Origin of the sequence: Clostridium bowmanii, from assembly GCF_018861315.1 — a bacterium.
Taxonomy (GTDB): Bacteria; Bacillota; Clostridia; order Clostridiales; family Clostridiaceae; genus Clostridium_AD; species Clostridium_AD bowmanii.
In genome coordinates this window covers 1-2,780 of the sequence record NZ_JAHLDL010000082.1, presented here as the reverse complement: position 1 = coordinate 2,780, position 2,780 = coordinate 1, and the positions used below count along the sequence as shown (strand labels likewise).

Annotated in this window: 1 protein-coding gene, 1 tRNA gene and 1 rRNA gene; all 3 read right to left on the bottom strand. The window is 33.5% G+C overall.

Annotation, left to right across the window (positions count from 1 at the left end; translation table 11 throughout):
* Positions 1 to 207: 207 nt before the first annotated feature.
* Positions 208 to 2,286, bottom strand: coding sequence for an elongation factor G (gene fusA, locus KPL51_RS22840; protein WP_216166700.1), 2,079 nt, complete (start codon positions 2,284 to 2,286; stop codon positions 208 to 210).
* A 313-nt stretch (positions 2,287 to 2,599) separates the two neighbouring features.
* Positions 2,600 to 2,674 (bottom strand) — tRNA-Asn (locus tag KPL51_RS22835).
* A 5-nt stretch (positions 2,675 to 2,679) separates the two neighbouring features.
* Positions 2,680 to 2,780 (bottom strand): 5S ribosomal RNA (rrf, locus tag KPL51_RS22830); the annotation flags it as partial.

Sequence of the window (2,780 nt, the reverse complement as noted above, 5' to 3'; positions counted from 1 at the left end):
CCAGAGTTTTGCTGCCGACTTCCTTCAGATTCCCCCTCACGGAGGACACCCTTGTCTTAAGCTAACGGTTGGCACTATCAGCCCCCGTATCAGACTTTCACCGACGAGTAAACGCCCATGCCGGGCGCACTAAAAATAAAACCGTATATAACTACGGTTTTATAAATTTCTACAAGAAAATTACTATACCCTTAGGGTAGTTTACATCTATTCCAAGCTTTTATTAGCTTCAATTATTTTGTCAATTCCCTCAGACGGAACTTCTTCATATCTTTCGAATTTAACCCGGAAATTTGCCCTAGCACCAGTCATTGATCTTAAATCTGTTGCATAATTAAATAACTCTGACTGTGGTACCTCTCCTATTACTTTCTGCCCTTTTTCAACAGACTCCATGCCCAAAATCCTGCCTCTCTTTTTGTTTATATCTGTGATAATATCACCCATATAATCCTCTGGACATGTAACTTCCACGTGCATAATTGGCTCTAATATAATAGGTTGCGCTTCTTGAAGACCTTTCTTATAAGCTACAGAGGCAGCCATTTTAAATGCCATTTCTGAAGAATCTACAGCATGATAAGAACCATCATGTAATGTTGTTTTAAGCCTTATAACTGGAAAACCTGCAAGTACACCATGTTGAATACATTCTTTTAAACCTTTCTCAACGGCAGGTATATATTGTCTTGGAACTGTTCCTCCTACTACTGCATCAACAAATTCTAAATCATCTATACCATCTACTCTAGGCTCGAATTTAATTTTCACATCACCATATTGCCCATGTCCACCAGACTGTTTTTTATGTTTCCCTTGAACATCAGCAACTTTTCTAATTGTCTCTCTATATGCAACCTTTGGAATTTCTAAGGATACATCAACTCCAAATTTATTTTTCAATTTACTAACTATTACTTGCAGGTGAGTAGAGCCTAAACCCGAAATTATAGTTTGTGCATTTTCTGCGCTCCTAGTTATGGAGAATGTAGGATCCTCTTCTAATAGTTTAGTTAACCCATTGGATATTTTATCTTCATCACCTTTAGATTTAGTTACAATAGCTCTTGAAAATACTGGTTGTGGGAAATCCATAGTGTCAAACATTAATTGTTTAGAACTATCACAAAGTGTATCTCCTGTAGTTGTATATTGAAGTTTAGAAACAGCACCTATATCGCCGGCCTCAATTTCTTGAGTTGGAAATTGCTGTTTGCCTTTTAAGAAATACATGTTACCCATTTTCTCTTCTTTTTCTTTATTAGTATTATATACTATTGAGTCACTCTTAGCTTTTCCAGTAATGACACGGAACATAGATAATTTACCTACAAATGGATCCGCAATCGTTTTAAATACTAAAGCTGAGAATGGTTCAGTATCATTGATTTTAACTTGAGTATAGTTATTATTTTTTATATCTTTTGCACTGTAAAGAGTTGTATCAATAGGTGAAGGAAAACATTCAATCATGTCTTCTAATAATGTATTGATTCCTATACCCAGCAAAGCAGATCCACACATTATAGGAGCAATATCTCCCATTGAAGCTCCTTTTATAAGCCCATGGTATATTTCCTCTTCACTTATATATCCCTCATTAAAATATTTATCTAATAATACTTCATCAGTTTCAGCTACAGCTTCCATGACCATTTGTTTACACTCATCTACCTTATCAATTAATTCTAGTGGAATATCACTATCTTCCATGTTATGTGTTTTAGGATTGAATATCCGAGCTCTTCTAGATATTACATTTATTACACCTTTAAAATTTTCTTCACTACCTATAGGGTATTGAATTGGTACTGCTGATATTCCAAATTTTTCTTTTATCTGCTGCAAAACAACCTCAAAATTACTATTCTCTCTATCCAGTTTATTAATAAAAAATGCTCTAGGTAATTTATGTTCATTGATATATTCCCAGGCTTTTTCAGTTCCAACTTCTATTCCAGATACCCCACATACAGTTATCATTGCCATATCTACAGCTCTTAGCCCCTCAATCATTTCTCCTATATAATCAAAATAACCAGGCACATCCACTAAATTTATTTTAACATCTTCCCATTCACTTAAAGCTACAGATGTGGATATAGAGGTTTTTCTCTTCTTTTCTTCAATATCATAATCACTAACCGTAGTACCATCATCAACTTTACCAAATCTATCTATAGCTTTTGTGTAATATAATATTGACTCCATTATTGTAGTTTTTCCTGAACCACTATGACCAACAATACCTACATTTCTTAGATTATTGCTTTTATATACTTTCATACACAATACCTCCTAGCTTTTCATTGGATATATATTGATATATTCTACCTTTAAATAAAAAACCCTTTTAAATAACTAAATTTTCTAAATAGTTTGAATATTTGTTATAAAATATTTTAATCATTACCTCCCAAAAAACATAAAAGTATCAATAATATAAAATTATTGATACTTAAGTATATATTTAAACTAGATGTAATTTATTACTAAAATTTATATATATTGTAAAAAAATCATGAAATGTCTGTTATGTATAGTACTTTCCAACAAACAAAAAAAGCTAATCAATAGCTTTTTATATTTTAAATAAAATTGGCTCCTCGAAAAGGATTTGAACCTTCAACCTATCGGTTAACAGCCGAGCGCTCCACCGTTGAGCTATCGAGGAACATTACCTAGCAACGACCTACTCTCCCACAAAGTTACCCCTGCAGTACCATTAGCGCATTGAAGCTTAACCTACCTGTTCGGTATGGGAAGGGGTGTTACCTTCA